Annotated in this window: 19 protein-coding genes; 6 read left to right on the top strand and 13 right to left on the bottom strand. The window is 68.1% G+C overall.

All coding sequences use genetic code 11. The annotated features are described in order from the left end of the window. Positions 1-44: 44 nt before the first annotated feature. The 11 genes from ACJ8AT_RS06915 to ACJ8AT_RS06865 form a co-directional block, all read right to left on the bottom strand. Positions 45-1,148, bottom strand: a complete 1,104-nt coding sequence (locus tag ACJ8AT_RS06915) for a sulfate/molybdate ABC transporter ATP-binding protein (RefSeq protein ID WP_407736824.1) — start codon at positions 1,146-1,148, stop codon at positions 45-47. Further along, positions 1,145-1,993, bottom strand: a complete 849-nt coding sequence (gene cysW, locus ACJ8AT_RS06910) for a sulfate ABC transporter permease subunit CysW (RefSeq protein WP_407736823.1) — start codon at positions 1,991-1,993, stop codon at positions 1,145-1,147. The genes ACJ8AT_RS06915 and cysW overlap by 4 nt, the downstream gene beginning before the upstream one ends. Before the next feature lie 6 nt (positions 1,994-1,999). Then, entirely contained in the window at positions 2,000-2,839 is an 840-nt protein-coding gene (cysT, locus tag ACJ8AT_RS06905) for a sulfate ABC transporter permease subunit CysT (RefSeq protein WP_407736822.1), read from the bottom strand. Between the two features lie 14 nt (positions 2,840-2,853). Next, positions 2,854-3,834, bottom strand: coding sequence for a sulfate ABC transporter substrate-binding protein (locus tag ACJ8AT_RS06900; protein ID WP_407736913.1), 981 nt, complete (start codon positions 3,832-3,834; stop codon positions 2,854-2,856). A 90-nt stretch (positions 3,835-3,924) separates the two neighbouring features. Further along, complete coding sequence (gene cysI, locus ACJ8AT_RS06895; protein WP_407736821.1) at positions 3,925-5,628, bottom strand: assimilatory sulfite reductase (NADPH) hemoprotein subunit; 1,704 nt, start codon at positions 5,626-5,628, stop codon at positions 3,925-3,927. A gap of 13 nt (positions 5,629-5,641) precedes the next feature. After that, positions 5,642-7,492, bottom strand: a complete 1,851-nt coding sequence (locus ACJ8AT_RS06890) for an assimilatory sulfite reductase (NADPH) flavoprotein subunit (protein WP_407736820.1) — start codon at positions 7,490-7,492, stop codon at positions 5,642-5,644. Continuing rightward, on the bottom strand, positions 7,489-9,234 hold the full coding sequence (locus tag ACJ8AT_RS06885; protein WP_407736819.1) for a GTP-binding protein: 1,746 nt from the start codon (positions 9,232-9,234) through the stop codon (positions 7,489-7,491). Before ACJ8AT_RS06885 ends, ACJ8AT_RS06890 begins: the two co-directional genes overlap by 4 nt. Then, entirely contained in the window at positions 9,234-10,151 is a 918-nt protein-coding gene (gene cysD / locus ACJ8AT_RS06880) for a sulfate adenylyltransferase subunit CysD (RefSeq protein WP_407736818.1), read from the bottom strand. The genes ACJ8AT_RS06885 and cysD overlap by 1 nt, the downstream gene beginning before the upstream one ends. Continuing rightward, on the bottom strand, positions 10,144-10,941 hold the full coding sequence (cobA, locus tag ACJ8AT_RS06875) for a uroporphyrinogen-III C-methyltransferase (RefSeq protein ID WP_407736817.1): 798 nt from the start codon (positions 10,939-10,941) through the stop codon (positions 10,144-10,146). Before cobA ends, cysD begins: the two co-directional genes overlap by 8 nt. Beyond that, positions 10,938-11,591 carry a bifunctional precorrin-2 dehydrogenase/sirohydrochlorin ferrochelatase gene (locus ACJ8AT_RS06870; protein WP_407736816.1) on the bottom strand — a complete coding sequence of 218 codons (654 nt, stop codon included), beginning with the start codon at positions 11,589-11,591 and terminating at the stop codon, positions 10,938-10,940. Before ACJ8AT_RS06870 ends, cobA begins: the two co-directional genes overlap by 4 nt. A gap of 18 nt (positions 11,592-11,609) precedes the next feature. Beyond that, entirely contained in the window at positions 11,610-12,350 is a 741-nt protein-coding gene (locus tag ACJ8AT_RS06865; protein ID WP_407736815.1) for a phosphoadenylyl-sulfate reductase, read from the bottom strand. 322 nt (positions 12,351-12,672) lie between these two features. Here ACJ8AT_RS06865 and ACJ8AT_RS06860 point away from each other — a divergent pair, with 322 nt between their 5' ends. From ACJ8AT_RS06860 to ACJ8AT_RS06850, 3 genes are all read left to right on the top strand, one after another. Then, a complete protein-coding gene (locus tag ACJ8AT_RS06860; protein WP_407736814.1) occupies positions 12,673-13,926 on the top strand; it encodes a sensor histidine kinase in 1,254 nt (417 codons plus the stop codon). A 62-nt stretch (positions 13,927-13,988) separates the two neighbouring features. Continuing rightward, complete coding sequence (locus tag ACJ8AT_RS06855) at positions 13,989-15,005, top strand: PrsW family glutamic-type intramembrane protease (protein WP_407736813.1); 1,017 nt, start codon at positions 13,989-13,991, stop codon at positions 15,003-15,005. Positions 15,006-15,069: 64 nt separating this feature from the next. Next, on the top strand, positions 15,070-16,443 hold the full coding sequence (locus tag ACJ8AT_RS06850) for a serine/threonine protein kinase (RefSeq protein WP_407736812.1): 1,374 nt from the start codon (positions 15,070-15,072) through the stop codon (positions 16,441-16,443). A 27-nt stretch (positions 16,444-16,470) separates the two neighbouring features. Here ACJ8AT_RS06850 and ACJ8AT_RS06845 read toward each other — a convergent pair whose 3' ends face one another. Next, entirely contained in the window at positions 16,471-19,503 is a 3,033-nt protein-coding gene (locus tag ACJ8AT_RS06845; RefSeq protein WP_407736811.1) for an FAD-dependent oxidoreductase, read from the bottom strand. 206 nt (positions 19,504-19,709) lie between these two features. Here ACJ8AT_RS06845 and ACJ8AT_RS06840 point away from each other — a divergent pair, with 206 nt between their 5' ends. From ACJ8AT_RS06840 to ACJ8AT_RS06830, 3 genes are all read left to right on the top strand, one after another. Beyond that, positions 19,710-20,426, top strand: coding sequence for a double-CXXCG motif protein (locus ACJ8AT_RS06840; protein ID WP_407736810.1), 717 nt, complete (start codon positions 19,710-19,712; stop codon positions 20,424-20,426). A gap of 179 nt (positions 20,427-20,605) precedes the next feature. After that, positions 20,606-21,016 (top strand): YciI family protein, encoded by a 411-nt coding sequence (locus ACJ8AT_RS06835; protein WP_407736809.1) that lies wholly within the window; start codon positions 20,606-20,608, stop codon positions 21,014-21,016. Between the two features lie 161 nt (positions 21,017-21,177). Then, complete coding sequence (locus ACJ8AT_RS06830; RefSeq protein ID WP_407736808.1) at positions 21,178-22,329, top strand: hypothetical protein; 1,152 nt, start codon at positions 21,178-21,180, stop codon at positions 22,327-22,329. A 76-nt stretch (positions 22,330-22,405) separates the two neighbouring features. Here ACJ8AT_RS06830 and ACJ8AT_RS06825 read toward each other — a convergent pair whose 3' ends face one another. Further along, complete coding sequence (locus ACJ8AT_RS06825; RefSeq protein WP_407736807.1) at positions 22,406-24,079, bottom strand: hypothetical protein; 1,674 nt, start codon at positions 24,077-24,079, stop codon at positions 22,406-22,408. Between the last annotated feature and the right edge of the window lie 32 nt (positions 24,080-24,111).

Here is a 24,111-nt window from a genome sequence, read left to right as displayed (position 1 = left end):
CGAGGCCTGGCGCCCCGCGCGACAAAGACGCGACGCTGCTGGAATCAGATGGAGAAGTCCCCCACGAACACGCGGGCGGTCCGCACGTCAGCCTGGACCGAGTCTCCCTCCACCACGCCGAGCTGGTCGAACTCGCTGCGAGGCACCTCGACGGTGACCGTGTCTCCCGTGGGCAGCTTGAGCAGGACCTTCACGTAGCCACCCACTGGCTTGAGCCGCTCCACACGCCCCGAAGAGCCGACGTTCACCCCGTTGCTGCCTTTGAGCACGTTGGTGCCGTTCACCCCGTGGCCGTTGGAGGTCTTCACCAGCTTGATGTCGTGGGGCCGGACGAACGCGTGCACGGCCTCGCCCTCCCGGGCGCTCTCGGGCGCGTCCACGATCAGCGAGCCCACCTGGGCCCGGCCCTCTCTCACGTGGCCCTTCAGAACACTCGTGCCTCCGACGAACGAGGCCACGAAGGGCGTGGCGGGCCGATCGTAGATCTCCGCGGGTGAGCCGGCCTGGGCGACCCGGCCCTCGGACATGATCACCACGTGCTGTGAGATCTCCAGCGCCTCCTCTTGATCGTGCGTCACCAGCAGCGTCGTCACTCCGGTCCGCACATGCAACTCGTGGAGCCACTCCCGCAGCTCCACTCGGACCCGGGTGTCGAGCGCCCCAAAGGGCTCGTCCAGCAGCAGCAGCTTGGGCCGGATGGCCAGGGCCCGCGCGAAGGCCACTCGCTGCCGCTGTCCGCCCGAGAGCTGGCCCGGGTAGCGGTGCCCCAGCTCCTCGAGCTGCACCAGCTTGAGCATCTCGTCGACGCGGGCGTCGGCCTCGGCCTGCGAGAGCCGGCGGATCGTCAGCCCGAAGGCGATGTTCTCCCGCACCGTCAGGTGCCGGAAGAGCGCGTAGCTCTGGAAGACCACCCCGATGCCGCGCTTCTGCACCGGCAGCGTCGTGCAGTCCACTCCATCGATCTGGAGGGTCCCCGAGTCTGGAGACTCCAGCCCCGCGATGAGGCGCAGCAGCGTGGACTTGCCGGCTCCCGATGGACCCAGCAGCGTGGTGATGGCCCCGGCCGGCGCGTGGAAGGACACATCCGAGACCGCAGGCGTGCCTCCAGCCGCGAAGCGCTTGGTCAGCTTCTCGACGACGACGCTCATGACGCGTGCGCCCTCCATTCCACGTACTTCTTGATGACCAGCGTGACGAGCGCGAGCATCGTCAGCAGCGAGGCCGCGGCGAAGGCTCCGACGAAGTCGTATTCGTTGTAGAGAATCTCCGCGTGCAGCGGCAGCGTCGTGGTCACCCCTCGCACGTGCCCGGAGACCACCGAGACCGCGCCGAACTCGCCCATCGCTCGCGCGTTGCAGAGGATGACGCCGTAGAGCACGCCCCACTTCACCTTGGGCAGCGTCACGCGCACGAACATGGTCCAGCCGCTCGCTCCCAGCGTGAGGGCTGCCTCCTCCTCGTCGCTGCCCTGGGCCTGCATCACTGGCAGCACCTCTCGCGCCACGAAGGGGAACGTCACGAAGATCGTCGCCAGCACGATGCCCGGCACGGCGAAGATGATGTGGAGATCATGCGCCTCCAGCCACGGCCCCAGCCACCCCTGCCGCCCGAACATCAGCACGAAGATCAACCCCGCGATCACCGGCGAGACGCTGAAGGGCAGATCGATCAGGGTGATGAGCAGATCCCTCCCGAAGAACCGGAACCGGGCGATGAGCCATGAGGCAGCCAGCCCGAACACCAGGTTGAGCGGAACGGCGATGAGCGCCGCCGTCAGCGTCAGACGGATCGCCGCCCACGACTCGGGCTGCGCGAGGGCCGACAGGTACGCCCCCAGGCCCTTTTGGAGCGCGAAGGTGAAGACCGCCACCAGCGGGACGACGAGGAACAGGCCCAGGAAGAGCAGGGCGGCGCCGATCAACAGCCCGCGCGCGAGCGCTGACTGGGAGCTGGCGTGGGTCCTTCGTTGGACCAGGAGCGTGGAGACGTGCATGGCAGGCTATCCGGGCCGGACTTCGAACCGGCGCTGGGTCCAGCGCTGGAGCAGGTTGATGGCCAGCAGCAGCGCGAACGAGGCCGTGAGCATGACGACGGCGATGGCCGTCGCGCCCGCGTAGTCGTACTGCTCCAGGTGGGTGACGATGAGCAGCGGAGCGATCTCCGTGCGCATGGGCATGTTGCCGGAGATGAAGACCACCGAGCCGTACTCGCCGATGGCCCGAGCCAACGCCAGGGTGAAGCCGCTCAGCAGCGCCGGCAGGATGTTGGGGAAGATGACGCGAGTGAAGGCCTGCCAGGGCGTGGCTCCCAGCGTGGCGGCGGCCTCCTCCACGTCCGCGTCGATGTCCTCGAGCACTGGCTGCACGGTGCGCACCACGAAGGGCAGTCCAATGAAGGTGAGCGCCACCACCACTCCCAGCGAGGTGAACGCCACCTGGATTCCCGCGGCCTCGAGGTAACGCCCGTACCAGCCATGGGTGGAGTAAAGGCTGGTGAGCGTCAGTCCCGCGACGGCCGTGGGCAGGGCGAACGGCAGGTCCACCAGCGCGTCCACGAGGCTCTTGCCCGGGAAGCGGTAGCGGACCAGCACCCACGCCACGAGCAGGCCGAACACGGCGTTGACCAGCGCCGCCACCACGGCCGCGCCGAAGGTGAGCCGATACGCGGCGAGCGCTCGCGGAGAGGCCACGGCCTGCCAGAAGTGCTCCCACGACAGGGTGAACGTCTTGAGGAACAACCCCGACAGCGGCAGGAGCACGATCAGGCCCAGGTAGAGCCAGCTCAGCCCCAGCGACAATCCGAAGCCGGGGAGGATGCGACGGCGAGCACGAGGAGCCATGGCCAGGGTTCCGCTCACTGGGCCTTCGGGGCGTAGATCAGATCGAACACCCCACCGTCATCGAAGTGCGCCTTCTGCGCCTTCTTCCAGCCGCCGAAGACTTCGTCCACGGTGAAGAGGCGCACGCTGGGGAAGTGGCTGGCGTACTTCGCGGCGATGGCCTCGGAGCGCGGGCGGTAGTGGTGCTTCGCGGCGAGCTCCTGGCCCTCGTCGGAGTAGAGGTACTTCAGATACGCCTCCGCCGCCGCCCGAGTGCCCTTTCGATCCACGTTCTTGTCCACGATCGTCACGGGCGGCTCGGCGAGGATGGTGTCGGAGGGGACGACGATCTCGAACTTGCCCTTGCCCACCTCGTCGGTGAGCAGGAGCGCCTCGTTCTCCCAGGCGATGAGCACATCCCCGAGGCCGCGCTCGGCGAAGGTGGTGGTGGAGCCGCGGGCGCCCGAGTCCAGCACGGGGACGTTGCGGTAGAGGCTCGCGACGAACTCACGGGCCTTGGCCTCGTCGCCGCCCCCCTTGCGGAGCGAGTGCCCCCAAGCGGCCAGGTAGTTCCAGCGCGCTCCGCCCGAGGTCTTCGGGTTGGGGGTGATGACCGAGATACCGGGCTGAACGAGATCCTCCCAGTCCTTGATGCCCTTGGGGTTGCCCTTGCGCACCACGAAGACGATGGCGGAGGTGTACGGTGAGCTGTTGTTCGGCAGCCGGGACTGCCAGGTCTCCGGGATCAGGCTCCCCTTGTCGTGGAGCATGTCCACGTCATACGCCAGCGCGAGGGTGACCACGTCCGCGTCCAGCCCGTCGATGACGGCGCGCGCCTGCTTCCCCGAGCCGCCGTGCGACTGCTTGATGGAGATCTTCGTGCCCTGGGTGGCCTCCCAGTTCTTGGCGAAGGCGGTGTTGAACTCCTCGTAGAACTCCCTCGTCGGATCGTAGGAGACGTTGAGCAGGGTGAGCGGCTCGGTTGAAGCGGAGCCGGGTTTCGTGCACGCACTCATCGCGACCAGCAGGCCCGGCAGGAGGAGCAGCACAGCGGAGTTCAGCAGCCACGAGAGGGAGCGGCTTCCAGAAGGTGTGGAGGACATGCGTCAGCTCGGAAGAGAAGAAGAAGGAGTGGAAGGAGAAGAGACGTGGCCGGCGCGCACGGTGAAATCACCGAAGCCCTCGCCGGGGCGACGCTCACTCGCGTATGCGGCGAACAGCGGTTCGAGCACCCCGAGGATGCCCGCTTCATCGATGTTCTCGCGATACAGGCGATTGAGACGCTGGCCGCGCACGTCCCCACCCAGGTAGAGGTTGTAGCGGCCGGGGGCCTTGCCCACGAGCGCGATCTCCGCCAGGTAGGGGCGTGCGCAGCCGTTGGGACATCCCGTGATTCTCAGGAGGAGCTTCTCGTTCTGGAGGCCGTGGGCCGCCAGCCGCTCCTCGAGCTTGCCCACGATGTCGGGCAGGTAGCGCTCGGCCTCGGCCATGGCCAGGCCGCACGTGGGCAGGGCCACGCAGGCGAGCGCGTTGAGGCGCAGGGGGCTCGAACGCTGGAAGCCATCCAGACCGTGGGCCGCCACCAGCGTGTCGATCTGCGCTCGGGCTTCGGGAGCGACTCCGGCGATGATGAGGTTCTGGTTGGGCGTCAGCCGGAAGTCGCCCTTGTGCACCTTGGCGATCTCCCGCAGCCCCGTGAGCAGCTTCGCGCCGGGCAGGTCCGCCACCCGGCCACTCTCGAGGCGCAGCGTCAGGTGCCAGCGCCCGTCATGGCCCTGCTTCCAACCGAACAGGTCTCCGTTGTGCTCGAACGTGAAGGGGCGCGCGGGCTGCAGCGAGAAGCCGAGCCGCTTCTCCAGCTCGGCGATGAACCAGGCGATGCCGCGATCCTCGATGGTGTACTTCAACCGCGCGTGCTTGCGGTTGGCGCGGTCCCCGAAGTCGCGCTGGACTCTGACCACGTTCTCCGCCGTCACCAGGAGCTGCTCGGGCGTGACGAAGCCGATCAGATCTCCCAGGCGCGGGAAGGTGGCGGCCTCGCCGTGCGTGGCGCCCATGCCTCCGCCGACCGTGACGTTGAACCCGGTGAGCTTGTCCCCCTCGTAGATGGCGATGAAGCCCAGGTCCTGCGAGTACACATCCACGTCGTTGAGGGGCGGCACCGCGATGGCGGCCTTGAACTTCCGAGGCAGGTAGGTGGAGCCGAGGATGGGTTCCTCCTCCTCGCCGCTGCCCGCCACCTTCTCCTTGTCCAGCCACACCTCGTAGTAGGCGCGCGTCTTCGGCAGCAGGTGCTCGGACAGGCGCACCGTCCAGCGGTACACCTCTTCGTGCACGCGCGAGTCCACCGGGTTGGGGTTGCTCATCACGTTGCGGTTGACGTCTCCGCAGGCCGAGATGGTGTCCAGGAGCGCCGCGTTGATGCTGGCGATGGTGGGCTTGAGGTCCCCTTTGAGGACGCCGTGCAGCTGGAAGGCCTGCCGCGTGGTGAGCCGCAGCGTCCCGTTGGCGTACTTCTGCGAGAGCGCGTCCAGCGCGAGCCACTGCGCCGGTGTCACCACCCCACCCGGCAGGCGGGTGCGGATCATGAAGTTGTAGGCGGGCTCCAGCTTCTGCTGCCGGCGCTCCTCGCGCAGATCCCGATCGTCCTGCTGGTAGCTGCCGTGGAACTTGAGCAGCTGTGTGTCGGGCGTGGCCAGTCCTCCCGTCACGGGATCCACCAGGCTCTCGGCCAGGGTCCCGCGCAGGCGCTGGCTCTTCGCCTTGATCTGCTCCACCTCGGAGAGGGCCGGGGGCTTGGGGGTGCTCATGGCGGTGCTCCTGTCAGTACACGTCGCGCTGGTAGCGCTGCTCGTCGCGCAGGGTGGAGAGCCAGGCCTCCGCGTCCTCGCGGCTGCGGCCTCCGTGGGTGGAGATGACGTCGATGAGGGCCTCGTGGACGTCCGGCGCCATCCGCTGGGCATCGCCGCAGACGTAGAGGTGGGCGCCGCCCTCCAGCCAGGCGTAGAGATCCTTGCCCGCCTCGCGCAGGCGCTGCTGCACGTAGATCTTCTCTGCCTGGTCGCGCGAGAAGGCGAGGGAGATTCGATGCAGCTCTCCCTTCTTCAGCGCCTCCTGCCACTCCGTCTGGTAGAGGAACTGCGTGCGGAAGTGCTGCTCGCCGAAGAAGAGCCAGTTCCGGCCACGCGCGCCCGTCTCGGCGCGCTCCTGTGCGAAGGCGCGGAAGGGCGCCACGCCCGTGCCTGGGCCGATCATGATGATGTCGCGCTCCGAATCCTTCGGGACGCGGAATCGCTCGTTGGGCTCGATGAAGACGCGCACGCGGTCTGTCTCTCCGTTGCGCGTGGCCAGGTAGTACGAGGCCGTCCCCGTGTGGCGAGTCCCGAACGCGGTGTAGTCCACCACCGCCACCGTCAGGTGGGCCTCCGCTCCCACCCGCTTCTGGCTGGATGCGATCGAGTAGCTCCGGGGGGTCAGCTTCCGCAGGGTGCGGACCAGCTCCTCGGCGGTCCACGGCGCGGGCCAGCTCCGGAGCACGTCGATAACCTGGTGGCTCTTGAGCAGCGCGCGGAACGACTCGGCGCCCTCCGGCGTGAGCATGCGCTTCAGCTCAGCGCTGCCCGAGAGCGCGGCGTGACGCTCCAGGACCGGCTTGCTCAGCTTGGTGAGCTCCAGCTCTTCCGCGAGCCACTGTTTCAGCGGCAGGGTGCGGCCATCCCGGCGGATCTCCGTGGAGCCGTTGGCCGAGAGCGTAGACAGGAATTCGGCGACGAGCTCGGGGGAGTTCGTCGGCCACACGCCGAGTGAGTCCCCGGGCTCATAGCTCAGCGCAGAATCCCCGAGTGACAGCTCGATGTGCCGCACATCCTTGAGCGCACCCCGCCCGGTGATGCGCTGGTTGGCGAGGATCTCCGCCGCGAAGGGAGCCTCTTTGCCGTGCTTCGGCGCGGGCGGGGCCGTGCGCAGCGGGGTCACCACCGCTGTGGTGGCTCGGGCCGTGAGCTGCTCACCGGCGCGGCCCACCGCCTGATCGAGCCAGCCCTGCGCCACGGGCTCGAAGTCCACATCACAGTCGGCCCGGTCCAGCAGCCGCGAGCCGCCCAGCTCCGCGAAGCGCGCGTCGAGCTTGCGGCTGACCTCGCAGAACTTGGGGTAGCTCGTATCCCCGAGCCCCAGCACCGAGAAGCGGAGTTGCTCCAGTTTGGGGGCTCGCTTGCCGAGGATGAACTCGACGAAGCCTCGCGAGTCGTCCGGCGGATCCCCATCACCCTGGGTGCTGATGACCACGTAGAGCACGCGCTCTCTCTGGAGTTCGCGTACCGGATAGTCGCTCGCTCGGAAGAGCCGCACCGTGATGCCCGAGGCCTCCGCCTGATGCTTGAGGCGCTCGGCCAGCAGCAGGCTGTTGCCCGTCTGCGTGCCGTAGATGATGGTCAGCCACTGCTCCGGAGCGGCTTGAGGCACCGCCGTGGGTGCCGACTCCTGCGCGGGACGCTGCGCGGCGAGCCCCGCGAGGTAGCCGCTCAGCCAGTGGAGTGTCTCGGACGGGAGGCCCTCCACCACTCGCTGGAGGAGGGCACTGCGCTCCTCGCCCAGCAGCGCGTTTACGAAGGGGGAGACGCCGGAGGGAGCACCGGCGGGTCTCGGCCCCCCCTTGGCGGGAAGCGAACTCATGGAGCCTTCTCCTGCGCTTCTTGGATCTGCCGCACCCAGCGGTCGAGATCGCCCGAAGACTCCAGGTCGAGCCCGCCCAGTCCCGCGTCTCGGAGCTGATCTCTCAGCGCCCGGCGGGCCTGGGGCGCCACGGTGTGGAGGATCGCGATGAGCCCAGCCTCCGCCAACGTCAGCGCCACCTCCGTGTCACCTCGGACCACCGAGACGTGCCGGCCCTGATCAAACAGGCGGCGCTCCAGCTGGAGCGCTCGCGCCTCGGCGTCTGGCGTCTCCGGCAGCAAGAGGACGCCGCCGGTCTGCCCCAGCCGCTCGCGCCGCTCCTTCGCCGTGATGAGCGAGCCCTCCGAGGCCCGTCCGTCCTCCGGGCCCGCCGGCCCGAGGATCATCCCCGCCGCGACCGTGTCGTGGGTGAGCGCGTCGATGACGATGAAGGCGCCCGTGTTCCGGTTGTCGCGGTAGGGATCGCACAGCAGCGGGCGCTTGCACACCAGCCGCACTTTGCCGATGTCGTTGAGCGACAGCGTCTCCGAGGGGACCTCGGTGAGGTTCTCCAGGTCCTTGCGCCAGAGAATCTGCTCCAGCGTCGCGGGGACGGTGCGCGTGGAGTGCTTCACCAGGTAGCGCCGAGCCCCATCCAGCGGCTGCTCGCCGAACCACACCAGCATCGCATCCAGACGGTTGAGCGCCGTGGGCGGCTGGGCCAGGTGGGCAATCACATCCCCACGGCTGATATCCACCTCGTCCTTCAGCCGCAGCGTGACGGAGAACGGCGCGCTGACTTCCTTCAGCTCTCCCTCGAAGGTGTCGACGCCAGCGATCTGCGTCCGGCGCTGCGAGGGCAGCACCACCACCTCGTCCCCCACGCGCACGGTGCCCGAGGCGATCTGCCCGGCGAACCCGCGGTAGTCCAGGTGCGGACGGAGCACGTACTGCACAGGGAAGCGGAACGGAGCCTCGTCCTGCCGGCGCTGGTGGGGCAGGGACTCCAGCCAGCCCAGCAGCGTGCCGCCATCATGCCAGGGCGTTCGGGCGCTCGGGCGCGTGATGTTGTCTCCCTTGCTCGCGCTCACGGGGAACAGCCGCACCTGCGTGAACCCGAGCGTCCGCGCGAACTCTGCCAGCTCGCTGCCGATGCGCTCGAAGATGGTCCGGTCGAAGTCCACCAGGTCCATCTTGTTCACCGCTACGGCCAGGTACGGGATGCCCAGCAGCGAGGCGATGTACGCATGCCTCCGCGTCTGTGCCAGCACGCCCAGCCGCGCGTCCACGAGGATGACCGCCGCGTCCGCCGTGGAGGCGCCCGTGGCCATGTTGCGCGTGTACTGCAGGTGTCCCGGCGTGTCCGCGACGATCACCTTGCGGCGCGGCGTGGAGAAGTACCGGTACGCCACGTCGATGGTGATGCCCTGCTCGCGCTCGGCGCGCAGGCCGTCGGTGAAGAGCGAGAAGTCGATCTCCTCCTCCTTCGGCAGCTCCGCGCTGGCCGCCGCCTGGAGCCCCTTCGCCAGCAGCTCCGTGGTGCGGGTAGCGCCCTCGTTGGCCGCCGCGCGCTTGGCCGTGGCCTTGCGGACCGCGGAGATCTGATCCTCGAACAGCCCGTCACACTCGTAGAGCAGGCGGCCGATGAGCGTGGACTTCCCGTCGTCCACCGAGCCCACCACCACCAGCCGCAGCAGCTCCTTGCGAGCGTGCTCGGCCAGGAACTCCTGGATGTTGCCCGTGGGTTGGAGTGCCGTGTCCATTAGAAGTAGCCCTCGCGCTTCTTGAGCTCCATCGAGCCCTCTTCGTCGTAGTCGATGAGCCGCCCCTGCCGTTCGGACTGGCGGGCGTGCACCATCTCGTCGATGACCGCCTCCACCGAGGTGGCGGAGGACTCGATGGCGCCGCTCAGCGGGTAGCAGCCCAGCGTCCGGAACCGCACCCGCTTCATCACCGGCTGCTCGCCCGGCTTCAGCCGCATCCGCTCATCGTCCACCATGATGAGGTTGCCGCTGCGCTCCACCACCGGCCGCTCGGCCGCGAAGTAGAGCGGCACCACGGGGATCCGCTCCTTGAGGATGTAGTGCCACACGTCCAGCTCGGTCCAGTTGGAGAGCGGGAAGACGCGCATGCTCTCGCCCGCGTCGATGCGGCCGTTGTAGAGGTTCCACAGCTCGGGGCGCTGCTTGCGCGGCTCCCACTGGCCGTGCCTGTCTCGGAACGAGAACACCCGCTCCTTGGCGCGCGACTTCTCCTCGTCCCGCCGCGCCCCGCCAAACGCCGCGTCGAAGCCGTGCAGGGCAATCGCCTCCAGCAGCGCCTGCGTCTTCATCGCATGCGTGTACTTCTGGCTCGTGTAGTCGAACGGGTTGACGCCCTCGGCCAGCGCCTTGCGGTTCTGGTGCACCAATAGCCGGAAGCCATGCTGCGAGGTGAAGCGATCCCGGAACGCGTACATGTCCCGGAACTTCCACGTCGTGTCCACGTGGAGCAGCGGGAAGGGCAGCGGCGCCGGGTGGAACGCCTTGCGCGCCAGGTGCAGCAGCACCTGCGAGTCCTTGCCGATGCTGTACAGCATCACCGGGTTGGCGAACTCCGCCACCGTCTCGCGGAGGATGTGGATGCTCTCCGCCTCGAGCACCGAGAGGTGGGACAGCCGTGCCGACGTGGACTCACTCATGACCGCCCTCCGCGCGCTGCGACCGCCAGAACTTCGCGGGGTGGGACTGCGCCACCAATGACTGCAGCCGCGATCTCAGGGACACCACCGCGCCGATGATCAGGAGCGTGGGAGAGCCCAGCTCGGCCGCTCGGACGCGCGAGGCGATGTCCGCCAGCGTCCCTTCCACCACGTGCTGGTGCTCCCAGGTGCCTGCCTCCACGGCGGCGGCGAGCGTGCCCGGCGCCTTCCCCGCGCCGATGAGGGCCCCAGTGGCCTCCTCCAGCCGCTGGCCCGCCATGAAGAGGACCAGCGTCTCCGCCCGCGCCAGATGCTCCCAGTCCGGGGTGTCGCTGGCGAGGTGCGCGGTGGCGAACGTCACCGTGCTCGACAGCCCCCGGTGGGTGATGGGAATGGCCGCCGCGGCGGGCACGGCCGCGATACTGGAGACGCCCGGCACCACCTCGTAGGGGACTCCCGCCTCCTCGAGCGCCAGCGCCTCCTCACCGCCTCGGCCGAAGACGAACGGATCGCCGCCCTTGAGCCGCACCACCGAGCGGCCCAGCCGGGCCTGACCGATGAGCAGCGTGTGGATGTCCTCCTGCCGCACCGAGTCCCCGCCACCCTCCTTGCCCACATAGATGAGGCGAGCATGCGGACGCGCGTGCTCCAGCACTCCAGGGTGGATGAGGCGGTCATGCACCACGGTGTCCGCGCTCGCGAGCAGTTGCGCCGCTCGGAGCGTCAGCAGGCCCGGATCTCCCGGGCCGGCTCCCACCAGGTACACACATCCCTTGGCACGTCGACTCATGGTGTCTGCTCTCCCAAGGCTTCAAGCTCCGCGCGGAGCCGGGACCAGGCTTCCCGGCGCTGGCCTCGGGCCAGCCGTCCGCCAATGTCGTCCTCCACCAGCAGCTTCAGCAGCCGGCCGCGAGCGGCGCTCCGAGGCAGCCGCTCCCGGAGCCACCCGCTGAGCCGGGCGAGCTGCACGTGGTGGAGGGAGATCTGCTCCACGAGCCGCCGCCGCAGGCTTCTCGCCAGCGCGGGGGCTTGCCCGTTCGTGGAGACGGCCACGGTGATGGAACCCCGGCGGCCCACCGAGGGCAGCGTGAAGTCGCACAGGTCAGGCTCGTCCGCGGCGTTCAGCCAGATGCCGAGGGACCGTGTCTCCGCGGCGACCGCCTCGCTCACCCGGCGATCATCCGTGGCGACGAACACGAGCGCGTGGCCGGCCACATCCCCCGGCTCATACGGGCGCTCCAGCAGCTCCAGCGTTCCCTCGGTGGCGAGGCGGCGCAGCGTCTCGGTGGCCTGAGGCGCGATCATGCGCAGCCGCGCGCCGGACTCGAGGAGCTGGAGCGCACGCCCCTCGGCGATCGTCCCCGCGCCGATCAGCAGCACACGCTTGCCGCTCAGGCGAAGGCACACGGGGTAGTCGATGGAGGTGTCGGGCGAGCCCATGGTCCGTTCTCGCGTGGCTCAGCCGCGGACGTGCAGCCCGCACTCGCGGTTCTCCGCGGACTCCCACCACCAGCGGCCGGCGCGCTCGTCCTCGTACGGCTTCACCGCGCGGGTGCAGGGCGCGCAGCCGATGGACGGGTAGCCGCGATCATGGAGCACGTTGTACGGCACGCCGTTCTCCCGGATGTACGTCCACACCTGCTTGGAGCTCCATCCGGCGAGCGGGTTCAGCTTCACCAGGCCGCCGTGATCCGCGTCCAGCTCGAGCACCTCCACGCCGGTCCGCGTCACCGACTGCTCGCGGCGCAGCCCCGTCACCCACGCCTGCCGGCCCTCGAGCGCGCGCTTGAGCGGCTCCACCTTGCGGAGACCGCAGCACTGCTTGCGCGCCTCGATGCTCTGCTTGAAGGAGAAGTACCCCTGGGCGGACTCGAGCGCCTCCACGCGGTTGCGCTCGGGGAAGAAGGTCTCCACCGCGAGCCCATACCGCTTGCGGACCGTCTCCATCAGCTCGTACGTCTCTGGAGGCAGCCGGCCCGTGTCGAGCGTGAACAGGCGCAGGCTCGGCGCGTGCTGGCACGCCAGATCGATCAGCACCATGTCCTCGGCGCCGAAGCTCGAGGCGATGACCGCGTTCGCGCCGAACCGGCGCTCGGCCCAGGCGAGCACGCGCTCGGCCGGCGCCGACTGCAGCTCGTGCGAGGTGGCGGCGAACTCTTCCTGCGAGAGCACCGCGGGGGATGGCTGCGACTGCGACATCGGGCACTCCAAGAGACAAAAGGAGCCCATTCCCTCAGCGGGAGGGCGGGCCCCACGAGCAAAGAAGAAGAGGCGAGGACAGCCAGGGCCGCCTTGCCGCGGCCGACGGGCTCAACCTCCCGCGATACCCCCACGTGAGCGGGGACACCGCCGGGGGCGGCACGTCACGGCCAGGGGTGAAGGAGACATCGCCATTATGGTCAACAAATATCCGCTATAACGGATGGAGTCAACTCATCCGCTATAACGGACAGCCACCGCCGGGCTGTACGGGCTGACCCGAAGGAGGGTTGGATCTCCTCGGAGGCCCATGAGTCCACCCGTGGAAGTGAGTCCTGAGGACATCCGCCGTGAGCTGCTGGCCCTGCGGAAGGCCGGCGCCACCGTCGTGTTCGCCGCGCTCATGTTCCAATTCTGGGGACAGTGGCGAGTGGTGGCCATCCTGGGCGGGATGGTGCCGGTGAACATCTTCTTCAACGTCGTGGCCATCGAGTGGGTGGGCAGGCGGATCGGTTTCGCCTGGGCGGAGGGGGCGCGGATGGGGGTGAACGCGCTGGTCATCGCGGGCCTGGGCTGGCTGACGCATTGGTCCGTGCTGCTCTGGCTCTATGTCCCCTTTAGCTTGATGTGGGCCCCGGGCGAGGGGGGCTGGCAGAGCCTGCGAGTCGTCGCCTATCTGGCCTTCGTGGATGCGCTGGCGCTGCTCGGAGGGTGCGATCCGATCCTGCCCCTGGCCTTCACCGTGCTCGGGGGGGTCACCTTCCTGGTGGCGGACAAGCGCACCTCCTTGCACCAGGTCACGGTGCAGCAGGTGCTCCTGCAGCGAGAGCAGCTCCAGAAGGCGCGCGAGCGCGCCTTGGCGCAGGAGAAGCTCTCCAGCCTGGGCGTGATGGCCGCGGGCGTCGCTCACGAGATCAACAACCCGATGAGCTTCGTCACCAGCAACATCAGCTCGCTCTACAAGGAGCTCCGGCGGCACCCGGAGCTGCCGGAGCCGCTGCGGGAGTACGTGGAGGAGGTGCTGCCCGAGACGCTGGATGGGATTCGCCGGGTGAATGCCATCGTGTCGGATCTGCGGCGGTTCTCTCGCGGGGATGCGGAGGTGCCCACGGAGTATGACTTGAACGACGAGGCGCGGGCGGCGCTGCGCATCGCCCAGGGCCAGCTCGGGCACTGCAAGGTGGAGGTGGAACTGGGAGAGGTGGGGAAGATGGTGGGGCGGCCCAGGCAGATCGCCCAGGTGCTAGTGAACCTGCTGGTGAACGCCGGGCAGGCCACGAAGGAAGGCGGCGTGGTCCGGCTGTCCACGCGTCAGGAGGGCGAGCAGGTGCGGATGGAGGTGCGGGACACCGGAGCGGGCATGCCGCCCGAGGTGTTGTCCCGGCTGTTTCAGCCCTTCTTCACCACCAAGCCGATGGGAATGGGCACGGGGCTGGGGCTGGCCGTGGTGCACGGCATCGTCACCGCGCATGGGGGGCGTATCTCCGTCGAGAGCCAGCCGGGGCAGGGCTCCTGCTTCACGGTCTTCCTGCCGCGCGTGCCACCATCCGACAAGGCAGGGCCTGACGCGGAGTGAGCGGCCTGAGCACGGGAGACCCCCGCTCGTTTCCGGCGTGAGGGCTCTGCTACCGTGGGGGCATGTCCGTGCTCATGCTCGGGGGATCGGCGATCGTCCCGTCGCTGTTGCTGCTCTGGTACGTCTACGCGAGGGACAAGAACCCCGAGCCCCGTGGGCTCTTGATGAAGACGTTCCTGCTGGGCGCGTTCATCTGCCTCCCCGTGGTGCCGGTGGCGATGATGCTCGAGGCGATGGGGAAGGGGATGACCGGGGGCATGTGGGGCAGCGCCTTCGTGCAGGGCTTCCTGGGCGCCGGCATCCCCGAGGAGTTCTTCAAGTTCCTCGTGCTGCGGCTGTTCGTGTGGCGCCAGGATCACTTCGACGAGCCGCTCGACGGAGTCGTGTATGGCGCCACGGCCTCGCTCGGGTTCGCCACACTGGAGAACATCCTCTATGTGGGCGAGCACGGGATGGGGACCGCGGTGCTGCGTGCCCTGACTGCTGTTCCGGGGCATGCCTTTACGGGCGTGGTGATGGGCGCCTTCGTGGGCCGAGCCCGGTTCGCGGAGCCGGAGCAGCGCACGGCCCTGATCTGGACGGGGCTCGGCTCGGCCATGCTGCTGCATGGTTCGTATGACGCGTTCCTGTTCACTGGATCCGGGTATGCGTTCCTGGCGCTCGTGGTGCTGTTCATCGAGGTCCGCTGGGGGCGCAAGCTCTACAAGGCGCTGCAGGCCGAGCAGGTCGTGGGGGGCTCGGCGCTGGCTATGCCCGTGATGGCGGCTCCGGTGGCGGTGGAGGAGCAGGTGATGATCGCCCAGGGCGGATGGACCTCCGGCCCGGTGGCGATGGCGGAGCGCGAGCCGGAGCGTACTTTCTGGTCGTGGATGAAACTGGCGATGGGAGGCGTGGGCCTGTCGCTGTGCGGCATCTGGTGGCTGGCCATCTTCGCCATCGCCTTCTTCCCGGACAGCTCTCGAGATGTCGAAACGGTGGGCTTGGTGGGGCTGGCCATCATCTCCGCGATCCCCACCTGGATCTGTGTGGCGGTCTTCCGCTCGGGTCTGCGCGGGCCCTTCACTCCAGCGCTGGGCTGAGCACTCTCGTGAAGTAGTCTACGCGGGCCTCAGAGTGGTTCCCCTACCTCGCGAGCCCCACGCCATGGAGCCTCTGTCTGTCCCGGATCTGGATCCCGCCCTGCTCCCCGGAGGAACGGTGGTCGGGCGCTGGCGCGTGGTGGCCTGGGTCGGCCGGGGTGTCCATGGCGCCGTCTACCGCGCTGTCCCCGTGGGCCAGGAGCACGCTCCCGCCGTCGCCCTCAAACTGTCCGTGCTCCCGGACAACCCTCGCTTCGCTCGCGAGGCCGCGCTGCTCTCGCGCCTGCGTCACCCCAGCATCCCTCGCCTCTACGACTCCGGTGTGTGGCAGGTGCCAGGCGGGGGCCTCCATTCCTTCCTCGTCCTGGAGTGGGTGGATGGCAGCTCCCTCTATGATCATCCGCTGGCTCCCCGCTTCTCCCCTCGCTGCGTGCAGGTGCTGGCCCAGCTGGCTCGCGCACTCCAGCAGATCCACGCCCTGGGCGCCGTTCACCGGGATGTAAAGGGGGACAACATCCTGGTGCGCTACTCGGACGGCCGCGCCCTGCTCGTGGACTTTGGCTCCTGCCACTCCCCGGGCGCCGAGACGCTCACTCCGGCCGCCACGCATCCGGGCACGCCCCTCTACCGCGCTCCGGAGTCCTGGTGCCACGAGTTCAATCGCGACCGCTCGCTCCAGTACCGCGCTCGGGCCGCCGATGACTTGTTCGCCCTGGGCATGACCGCGTGCCGGCTCCTCTGCGGCGAGTACCCCCGGCTCTCCGCGCCTCGCCGGGATGAGCACGGAGACTGGCACGTGGACGCGGTGAAGCCTCCGGCCGAGCTGCGGGACCCGCGAATCGATCCACGGCTGCGCGCCTGCATTCTGCGCCTGCTCTCGGTGCGCCCCCAGGAGCGCGGCACCGCGGCCGGGCTCGCTGACGAGCTGGAAAAGCTCGTGCCGCTCGAACTGGGGCCCTCCGCGGCGCCGCGCTCCCTTTCAAAGAGGCGGCCTCGGCTCGCCCTGGCGGCGGCCGTGCTGCTGGCCCTGGGCGCGGGGGGGATGGGCACTCGGCTGCTCGCGGACGTGCCCGCTCTGTCTTGTGCCGGAGCCAAGGAGGCCAGCCGCTCCAAGGTGGAGACGACAGGGCTCGGCGAGGCCGTCACCGCCACGCAGGCCCCTGCGTCACTCCACGCGCCCAGCGGGCTGACGGAGGAGGCCCTGCCCGAGCCTGTTCCCGAGCAGGTCCGGCCTGATTCCAAGGGGCGCTGCCCTCACAAGAAGCAGGTGGCGCTCAATGGCGGCTGTTGGCTGGAGATGCCCCTGGACCAGGAGAACTGCGAGGCGCTGACGCTCAGTGGCCACAAGGGCAGCAGCATGTTCAAGAACAAGTGCTACGTGCCGGTCTTGAGCCAACCCGGGCGCCAACCCAACTCCGCTCCAGCCACCACGCAGTGAGCCAGACGGGCTGTGGGCCCAGGAACGTCAGAAGTCGGTTCCGAACTCTGTTTTCAGTTCATCGACAAGATCTTGTCTGTCAATGCTCTCCCAGGCCTTTCGGGCAGCGGCAAGGTGCTGTCTCCGCTCATCGGTAGACGCCGCAATTCTCGCAAGCTGCCGGTGCGTTATCCCCATTGAGTAAGGTTCTGGAATACGGCCATACAGGGAGAGTGCCTGCTCGAAGCGGGAGCGCGCCTCCTTATGGTTGGAGCGCTCCAGGGCGATGTTGCCGAGGCCTTTGATGCAGTTGGCCTCGCCGAGGATGGCCCCGACCTTCTGGTAGAGAGGCAGGGCTTGCTCGAAGCGGGAGCGCGCCTCCTCATGGTTGGAGCGAGCCAGAGCGATGTCGCCGAGGCTTTTGATGCAGTTGGCCTCGCCTTGGATGTCCCCGGCCTTCTGGTAGAGAGGCAGGGCTTGCTCGAAGCGGGAGCGCGCCTCCTCATAGTTGGAGCGAGTCAGGGCGATGTTGCCGAGGCTGAAGGTGCAGTTGGCCTCACGGTACATGTCCGCGAGTGCCTTGGAGATAGCGAGTGCTTGGTCAAGAACCCGGGAGGACGCGTAGCCAGAGAAGAGAATGAAGTCAATCAAAGCAATGGCAGCGTCGATGGTCTCAATCGAGCTGTTTAGGGAGAGGGTGGTTCCTATCGCCTTTTCGATGTTGGAGACCTCGTCCGTTAGGCGCGCCATTGCTACCGCTCCGGTGCGCGTACCGACGGATGGCCCTTCGTTGCGAGCCAGTGCCAGATAGAACTTCCACACTCGGTCCGATTCAGCAGGTGGCGGAGGCCAGGATGTGGCGACCTGCTCGCGGATGGGAGCGAGCATCCGAAGACGAGGGTCTTCAAGGAAGGCGAGCCCGACCTTGGAGACGACACCGGCCGCTTCGAGCCCCTCTCCCGGCAGGAGTGGCTCCAGATCGTCTTGCGCGATTCCCGCGGGCAGGAGGGCCAGGATGGACAGGAGTCTTCGGGCCGCATCGGTCATGCGGGGCCCATTCACGGAGAGCTGCACCGCTGCGCCCAGAGGAGACATTCCGGCGAGCGCCCCGCGCTTCTGCTGCCACATCTTCCACGTCAGCGACAGGGAAAATCCCCGAGCGATCTGAGCCATCAACTTGATGGCGAGTGGCAACCCCTCCAGCTCCGCCAGCAATTTCGCGAGCAGCGGATCATCCTGGCGAGTGTCGTCCGCAATGGAGCAGAACAGTTCAACGGCCGCCGCCTCCGAGAGCGGACGCACCCTGATGGGAGGATCCGCCCGGGGAATGACGGGCGAATCGTTGCCTCGGACCGCGCAAGCCAAGGCGAGCGTTTCAATTCCGCGAAGCTGCCGGAGCAGCTCCTCCGTTCCCGCCGAGTCCGAGTGCCAGGGGGTCTCCGCGTTATCCAAGACCAGAACGGTGGGCCCAGCGCCCAGGTGCTGCTTCACGACCTGCCACAGATCTACGTCGGATCTCACGCCGATTTGTGCGGCGATCTGTGCGGCCATCTGATCCTTCGAGGTCGCGCCATCCAGGCGGATGAAGTACCGGCGGCTTCCGTAGCGCTGGACGATCTCCGGGGCGTGCAGTGCCTCAATGGCCAGGGTGCTCTTGCCTACTCCCGGAGGTCCGAGGAGCGTGACGGGGCGAGGGTGTTCCACCAGCCACGCGGAGACGAGCTTCTTCACCAGCTCGTCCCGGCCAAAGCAGTCGCCCTTGTCGGGGAGTGACGCGGAGACAGGCTCTGGCTGGGTGCCGGCGCTGGCCCCAGCGCCCGACGGTGCCCACGGAAAGTCCTCGTTCTTGAAGATGGGCCTGCGCGTCTGATCGAGCGCCGCGTACGCACGCAGCTTCTTCTCTGCATCCTCCGTGAGGAGCTCGAAGGACTTCACCGGGCTGGGGTCTGGCCCGTGGCGGACGACGATGTGCTGGAAGTGCTCCGGCTTTTTCGAGCCCGCGAACAAGACGTCGAAACCGTCATCCTTGCGAGTGGCCTTGAACTTTCCGCTCTTGTAACGGACGCCGAGCTTGAGCAGCCGCGAGGCCAGGAACCGGTTCAGGATGCAGGTTCCAGCGCTCAGCGGAGAGGAATCCAGGCCGTTGAGGACCGCCGACGTTTCCGCTCTCAGCTTCCCCTCCAGGCGCTTGTCGAGCTCAGGAGCCTCAAGCGTGTCGTAGCGATCGAAGAGATCTCCAGGCTCGATCTTTCCCTGGCGGAGTTCATCCTCGATCTGGAGGAGCTCGGCCTTCACGCCGTCCAGCGAGGGCTCCGAGAGCAGCTCCTCGACAAAGCGCTCATGGCGGAAGTCCGCGATGCGGAGGCGGAATAGGTCTACCAGCCCTCCATCTCCGGTGCCGGACACCAGGTAGTGGCTCTTCGCGCCGGGGTCATGGAAGCGGCGGTCCAGGCTGTCGTCCGCCCAATAGGAATGGGGCGGCACGTCTTCGTGCTTCTGCTCGGGGGCGAAGCCCACCGCCAGGATGACCACCGAGAACTTCTCTCGATGGAAGCCCGGGCTGTTCCACGTCACGGTGCGTTCAGCCTTGGATCCCGGAGGCACCGTCACATCCGTCGCGCCCCGGTGGACGTGGATGCCATACCGAGCCTGCAACTGCGTCCAATCCGCGAGCACGGTCTTCGCCACATCCGCTGCGGTCCCCGCCGTCCAGTCGAGGACCGGCAGGCCCGCGCGGGCCTGGGTGGAGCCCTCCTCGGGCCAGTCATAGATGTGGGGGTGGAGCCAGCGCTGCCGGCTGTTCCGGAACAGGAAGAGCAGGTCGGCCTGGGCCTCGAGCAGGGTGACCTTGCAGCCCCGGACCGCCGCTCCCGCCGCAGCCGTCAACCCCGCCACGCCACCGCCCACCACGGCGACACGGGCCCCCTCCCGCAGCCGGTTCTCCACGAAGAGCGAGTGGATGAGGTTCAGCGCCCGGACCTGTTGGGAGTACAGGGTGACCCGGCGCTCGAAGCACCCGAGCACGAAGACCCCTGACTCTCCCGGGACCTCCATTTGCTGGAGGATGTCGTGCGGCGTCACCAGGCAAGGGCTCCTGGTTCGGAGGGGGCTGGTTCACCAGCTACCGGTCAGGGTGTCTCACCACAGAATGCTGCCCCCATCAAGGGAGGCATGGGCCTCCAGCGGAGCGCTGGGCGCGGTACGCTCGCGCCGGGCTGGCCGGCCCGGTCGTTCCGTACTACCGCCGGTGGACCCAACCGCCGCCCATCACCGGGGGCTGAGGCGTCATGCGCTACTACAAGGTGGATGACGTCCGGGAGCCACGTTACTCAGGCTCGTACAGTGCCGCGCAGCGGTGGTCTCTACCGGGCGTGCACTGCCCCGTGTGTCACGCCATCTGGGGTGGGCTCTCGGATGCCTATCCGTCTGCGGACCTGTCGCAACTGCCTGATCAGGAGAAGTACGTTGCACGGCTGGAGGAGGACTATGCCGAGTTCGAGCGGCTCCGCGAGCAGGTGCGCCCGCTGGTTCCTCCAGGCGTGCCGCTCTGGCCCGGGACTGCCCTTGGGCCTCTGACGGGCACGGCCCAGGGAGAGTTTGGCCCCTTCCTGATGCATTACCCCTGGGCGCTGTTGCTGAGACGCGAGGTGCTGGAGCGCCTGCAAGCCGAGGGCGTCCAGGGCCTCAAGGGCTGCCGCACGGAGTTGCGCTTCCGAAAGAAGAACCCGCCGGAGTTATTGGAGCTGGAGTTGCTACCTCGGGGGAGGGTGCACCCGGACTGCCTGCCGGAGAACAGTCCTGCCCCTTGCGTGAAGTGTGGCCGCAAGGGGTGGAAGCGGCCGGAGGAGCTCGTCCTGAGCGTTTCTTCGCTCCCCCAACAGATGGATGTCTTCCGCTTGGATGAATTCCCGACGGCGATCATCGCCTCCGAACGCTTCGTGGAGACTTCCCGGCGGCTGGGGTACGAGCAGGACATCGTCTTCCGCGAGTTGCTTCTGCGGTAGCTCTTCGGGAGCGCCACGACCCAAATCCCGTGATTTCGGGTACTTGGAGCCCTCGGAAAAAAAGAAATTCGGCGTGTCGATCTCGCGGACCCTGGTTCGACGCACCAGTAGAGCCGGAGTTCAGACGGTCGAGGCCGCCTGGACGCCTGCTCCCCACCCGAAGTCACGGAGAGAAAACCATGCGCTTCATGATGCTGATGATTCCCAAGGGGTACGAGAAGGCCGAGCCGGGCACGATGCCGGACCCCAAGGCCGTTGCCGCGATGATGAAGTACAACGAATCCCTGCAGAAGGCCGGCGTGCTGCTGGCGCTCGATGGCCTGCACCCTCCGTCGATGGGCGCGCGGATCTCGTTCTCCGGCGGCAAGCCCAAGGTGACCGACGGGCCCTTCGCCGAGGCCAAGGAGGTGCTCGGCGGCTACTGGATGATCCAGGTGAAGTCCAAGGAGGAGGCGATCGAGTGGGCGTCGCGCTGCCCCGCTTCCGACAACGAGGTGATCGAGCTGCGCCAGGTGCAGGAGTTCTCGGACTTCCCCGCGGATGTCCAGGAGGCCGTGGGCAAGTTCCCCGAGCTGCAGAGGCGATCCTGAGCAGCGCGAGCGCTCGTGACGTTGAGCGGGCGTTGACCTGCGGGTGAGGCGGTGGGCGGGGCTCTCCTCAGGCCGGGCCCCACTGCTCATATTGAAGCGGGAGGGCCGCACACCTCCTCCATCCGCATGCACGAGGGCTCAAACGCCTGCCCGGGGGAATCATGGGGACTACGACCGCTTCATTGGGGCAGGGCGCTCATTTCCTGAGTGCCCCCTGGTCGTGTGGGCAGCGCTCGCTGACCCGCATCGGCGAGCTGGGCGCGCTCTGTGAGCTGATGGCGCAGCGCGCGGGAGATCCCAAGGCCGTGCAGCTTGCCGGGCGAGCCCAAGACTTTCTCAAGACAGCCAAACTGGCTGCCGACCGGACGCGGCCACCTTGGGGCTGGTTCGGGGCGTTCATCGACACCATCGAGACGAACATCCACGCGGCGATCTGCCTGATGCTGCGCTACATGCCCCTCGAGGATCTCCGAGGTTGGTTGCCCGAGTTCAACACCGTCATCCGGGCGCATCTGCCCCCGCAGGATCCGCGCCGGGTGGCGATGGAGGAAATCCTCCAACGCGTCCAGAACGAGGAGAAGCGAGCACAGCCCGGCGAGGAGAGACGGAGCCTCGACGAGTCGAAGCGTGAGACGGTGGTCACCGCGGTTCATGCCGCCTTGGAGGCCCAGGAGCGGGAGTACGTCCGCGTTCGCAGCTTTCGCAACATCGTGTACGGCGTCACCGTCTGTCTCACGGTGCTCGCGGTCGCCCTCGGGACCATCATGGCCGCGAACCCGCGGCTGGCGCCCCTCTGCTTCGAACCCGAGAAGCAGTTCGTCTGTCCCACCGCGAGCGAGCCGAAGGTGACGCCGGGCGAGCCCGGCTCCGCGCAGAGCACGCTGGCCTCCACGCAGCTGGCCCCGGACCCCGTGTTCAAGAGGCTCGCGGGCCGAGCGGACTACTTCGTCATCGAGCTGGTCGGTCTCATCGCAGCTGCGGTGGCCTCCGCTGCGGCCCTGCGACAGCTCCGAGGTACCTCCGTGCCGTACAGCATCCCCCTGGCCCTGGCGTTGCTCAAGCTGCCCACCGGAGCGTTGACGGCAGTGCTGGGGCTCCTGCTCATGCGCGGAGAGTTTCTCCCCGGCCTGTCAGCGCTCGATACCTCGGCACAGATCATCGCCTGGGCGATCGTCTTCGGCTACGCCCAGCAACTGTTCACCCGGCTCGTCGACGAGCGTGGCCAGTCCATTCTCAACGCTGTCGGCGGCGCGGAGCACGGCACGCTCATGGATCAGCGAATGACCCCAACGGCTCCAGGAGGGAACGCCTGACGCTGGCGGCGAGATCCTGGAACCCACCCACGGTGGGCCCTGCGAGGCGCGCTCCTCGCAGGGCCACCGCCACTCTCTAGAAGAAGAGGAACATGCTGCTCTGCAGCGCCCAGTTCTTGGCCACGGTGCCATCCTGGTACGTGTCCCGGATCTGCGCGTAGTCCACGCCGATCCGGATCGCCTGGGTGGCATCCACGAACGCGCCACCCTCGGCCATCGTCACATGGTTGCGTGCGGCGGCGGGGTTGGTGGCGAAGTCCCCCAGGTTCTTCACATCCAGCCGGTAGAAGCCGGCGAACAGGCCCAGCTTGCCCTCCAGGCCGGGCGGGTAGTACTCGCCGCTCAGGAACCAGCTCTGCGTCTTCACCAGGTGCAGCGCGCCGTCCGCGTCGTAGACGGCCAGCCCCGGATCAATGTGCGCCGGGAACGCCGGAGAAGCCCCGCCCGCGGCCGGCGGAGGCAGGGCCGGGTTGGAGATGCCGTTCGCCATGGCCGTGTACTGGTCCGCGATGCCGGAGCCGTGCACGAACTCCGTGGTGAGCGCCAGCGCGTTGTCCTTCTTCTCCTTCGTCCCCGGGATGATGGGGATGAAGGCGTCCACCGCGAAGCCGCCGCCCGTGGCGCTGTTGACGCTGTGCGGATCCGCCGAGAACTCCGGAACCTTGAAGGAGCGCACATCGCCCGTGACGGCCACGGACAGCGGCTGAATCGCAGTCGACGTCAAGAAGGACGTGTGGACGCCCGTCCACTTCGTGAGGGCCGCGCGCAGGCCCGCCTCACCGTTCGGAACACCGGAGTCACGCTGCGTGGGGCGCATCGCCGCGACGGCCAATTCGAGCGAGAGCGAGTCCGTCTTGATCACCTTGCCGACGCGCGCCTGGACCGAGCGCCCGTACAGCTCGCCCACCACGCCGGGCCACTGGACGATGGCGGGCACGTAGCTGGCCTGCCATCCCAGCAGGTTCCACGTCTGCCCCACCGTGAAATCGGCGATCGGCGTCTCGGCCTTGAAGAAGGCGTGGCGAATGCGGAAGGTGGGGTTGCCGAAGTAGCTCGCCTCGGAGTTGGTCGACCCCGGCGTGGGCGCCGTGCCGCCCGTGTTCTGGTAGATGCCCGGCTCCGAGCCGAGGAAGTCTCCCTCCAGGTTCGCGGTGAACGACATGCCCTCCGGCGAAGGCGTCTTCACGCGCACGCCCAGGCGTGAGTCGCGCGCCGTGAACGTGGTGCGCCCGTGACTCGCCGCGAAGGTTCCAGGGCGAGGGACTTGTTGGTTGCCCGCGAAGTCGTTGAAGCCCTGGGTCGAGTTGTGCATGAAGTCGGCCTCAGCGAAGCCGTACAGCGTCGTCGACCACTTTCCGAAGACGAAGGCGCTGGCATCGCTCGCTCGCGAGCCCAGCGGCTCGCCCAGATCGCGCAGCGCTGCCTGGTACTCCGCCTCGGTGATGAGCTGCTTGTCCCGGAGAATTCGGAGCGAGGCGAACTCGATGCCGCGCTGACGGTTCGCATCCGGAGCCGGCGGCGCTGGCGGGGCCGGAGGCGCGGGAGGAGCCGGAGGGGCCGGCGGAGCGGGTGGGGCCGGCGGAGCGGGCGGGGCGGTCGGAGCGCCTTCCGTCGCCTGCGGTGAGGCGGGCGGAGGAGGCGTGCCCTTCTCCTGCGCGACCTTGGGGGAAGCGTCATTGCCCTGCGCCAGAGCGGCGCTACCGAAACAGAGACTTGCTGCGATCCATATGACCTGCCGAGTCGTGACCATGAGTATTACCCTCCGGCGCGCCTTATAGTGGC

Origin of the sequence: Hyalangium sp., from assembly GCF_045802625.1 — a bacterium.
GTDB lineage: Bacteria > Myxococcota > Myxococcia > Myxococcales > Myxococcaceae > Hyalangium.
This window is presented reverse-complemented; position numbering and strand designations above follow the sequence as displayed.

Coding starts and splice junctions, on each gene's coding strand:
- cysT (WP_407736822.1), bottom strand. CDS start 2,839: ATGGCTCCTCGTGCTCGCCGTCGCATCCTCCCCGGCTTCGGATTGTCG.
- ACJ8AT_RS06840 (WP_407736810.1), top strand. CDS start 19,710: ATGCGCTACTACAAGGTGGATGACGTCCGGGAGCCACGTTACTCAGGC.
- ACJ8AT_RS06825 (WP_407736807.1), bottom strand. CDS start 24,079: ATGGTCACGACTCGGCAGGTCATATGGATCGCAGCAAGTCTCTGTTTC.
- ACJ8AT_RS06865 (WP_407736815.1), bottom strand. CDS start 12,350: ATGTCGCAGTCGCAGCCATCCCCCGCGGTGCTCTCGCAGGAAGAGTTC.
- ACJ8AT_RS06830 (WP_407736808.1), top strand. CDS start 21,178: ATGGGGACTACGACCGCTTCATTGGGGCAGGGCGCTCATTTCCTGAGT.
- ACJ8AT_RS06870 (WP_407736816.1), bottom strand. CDS start 11,591: ATGGGCTCGCCCGACACCTCCATCGACTACCCCGTGTGCCTTCGCCTG.
- ACJ8AT_RS06835 (WP_407736809.1), top strand. CDS start 20,606: ATGCGCTTCATGATGCTGATGATTCCCAAGGGGTACGAGAAGGCCGAG.
- cysD (WP_407736818.1), bottom strand. CDS start 10,151: ATGAGTGAGTCCACGTCGGCACGGCTGTCCCACCTCTCGGTGCTCGAG.
- cysI (WP_407736821.1), bottom strand. CDS start 5,628: ATGAGCACCCCCAAGCCCCCGGCCCTCTCCGAGGTGGAGCAGATCAAG.
- ACJ8AT_RS06850 (WP_407736812.1), top strand. CDS start 15,070: ATGGAGCCTCTGTCTGTCCCGGATCTGGATCCCGCCCTGCTCCCCGGA.
- ACJ8AT_RS06885 (WP_407736819.1), bottom strand. CDS start 9,234: ATGGACACGGCACTCCAACCCACGGGCAACATCCAGGAGTTCCTGGCC.
- ACJ8AT_RS06855 (WP_407736813.1), top strand. CDS start 13,989: ATGTCCGTGCTCATGCTCGGGGGATCGGCGATCGTCCCGTCGCTGTTG.
- cysW (WP_407736823.1), bottom strand. CDS start 1,993: ATGCACGTCTCCACGCTCCTGGTCCAACGAAGGACCCACGCCAGCTCC.
- ACJ8AT_RS06900 (WP_407736913.1), bottom strand. CDS start 3,834: ATGAGTGCGTGCACGAAACCCGGCTCCGCTTCAACCGAGCCGCTCACC.
- cobA (WP_407736817.1), bottom strand. CDS start 10,941: ATGAGTCGACGTGCCAAGGGATGTGTGTACCTGGTGGGAGCCGGCCCG.
- ACJ8AT_RS06890 (WP_407736820.1), bottom strand. CDS start 7,492: ATGAGTTCGCTTCCCGCCAAGGGGGGGCCGAGACCCGCCGGTGCTCCC.
- ACJ8AT_RS06915 (WP_407736824.1), bottom strand. CDS start 1,148: ATGAGCGTCGTCGTCGAGAAGCTGACCAAGCGCTTCGCGGCTGGAGGC.